Source organism: Endozoicomonas sp. ONNA1 (assembly GCF_024606325.1).
Classification (GTDB): domain Bacteria; phylum Pseudomonadota; class Gammaproteobacteria; order Pseudomonadales; family Endozoicomonadaceae; genus Endozoicomonas_A.
In genome coordinates, this window is sequence record NZ_JAHHPN010000065.1 from 1 (window position 1) to 1,482 (window position 1,482).

A 1,482-nucleotide genomic window follows, 5' to 3' on the forward strand; every position below is an offset into this window, starting at 1 on the left:
AACATCCGAAGCCGGCCAGCCTCACTGGCACCGGGCCAATATGCATCACCGTTTTCTGAGTGCATTGGAGAATAACTCTCATCAACAACCTCTTGATAAACGGTCGTTGCCCCGCAGATTGTTTGTTTTTGGGATTTCTGCACTCCCCCCGCATTTTGTGAGAACCCTGAAAGCACTGGGTCAGCAAACCGATGTCCATCTAATGGTCTGCAACCCCTGCCAATACTATTGGGGAGACGAGAAAGACCCTAAATATCTGGCTAAACTGGCTGCACGGCTCTTTAATAAACACGCCAGCCAGTCGACGACTCAAGCCGGTGATGGCTCCTCACAACAGACCGACCTTTTCGAGTCTCTGGTTGATGAGCAAAGTAACGCTCTGTTAGCCTCAATGGGTAAGCTGGGCAGAGATTATATGCACCAGCTACATGATTTGGATGCCACAGAAATCACTGCCTTTGTGGATGGTCAGGAAGACTCCCTGCTGCACCGGATTCAAAAAGATATCCTGAATCTGACCGACAGAAGTATGGAAAGTCCGGTCACTATTGCCTCTGACGATCCATCTCTGGTTTTCCATGACTGCCACAGCGCGCTCAGAGAATTGGAAGTTCTGCATGACCAACTACTCAGACTGTTTGAGCTGAATCCTGATCTCACGCCCAGAGATGTTGTTGTCATGCTGCCTGACGTCGATCAGTACAGCCCATGGATTCGGGCTGTTTTTGGTGGCCTGCCGGAACATCACAACGATCCACGATACATCCCCTTTGCTATTTCAGATCGAAGTGCCCGTCAGGAATTTCCTCTACTGAAAGGCTTGCTGGAACTGCTTGATTTGGACAATCAACGCTGTAGTGCTCAGGACATGCTGGAACTGTTGGAAATTCCAGCTATTCAGAGACGCTTCCAGATTGATGAAAAGGGCTTTGAACTCCTGCGCCGATGGATCAATGAGTCAGGCATTCGCTGGGGATTAAGCCCTGAACACCAGAGTGGCTTTGGCGTCCCCCCAAGAGAGAGCAACTCCTGGCTCTTTGGCCTTAAGCGCATGCTGCTGGGTTATGCGCTTCCGGAAGATTCCGGTCTTTTCTCGGGTATACTACCAATGGATTCCTCTCAGGGAATGAATGCGGTTCTGAGCGGTCAACTGGCGGCCTTTGTTGAAGCAGCCTCTGAACTCATTCTGCAACTCAACCAATCCCGATCCATTGAAAGCTGGACTCTCTTTATCAACCAGATACTCGAAAACTTCTTTGCAACCGACGAAGAAGATGAGTACGCACTGAAACTGGTCAGAAGCTCACTGGAACACCTGACAGAGCAAGTTCGTGATGCAGGCTATACCAACCGACTATCGCGACCCGTTTTGCTGGATTACCTGACAGAACGGCTCACCAGTGAAAGGAGCAGCCAGAAATTCCTTTCAGGCCGCGTCAATTTCTGCACACTGATGCCCATGCGCTCCATTCCTTTCAAGGT

Annotated in this window: 1 protein-coding gene; it reads left to right on the top strand. The window is 50.2% G+C overall.

Going from position 1 to position 1,482, the window contains the following annotated elements; all coding sequences use genetic code 11:
• Nucleotides 1-40: 40 nt before the first annotated feature.
• On the top strand, nt 41-1,482 hold a 1,442-nt coding region (locus KDK19_RS01395; protein ID WP_257291193.1), incomplete at its 3' end, for an exodeoxyribonuclease V subunit gamma.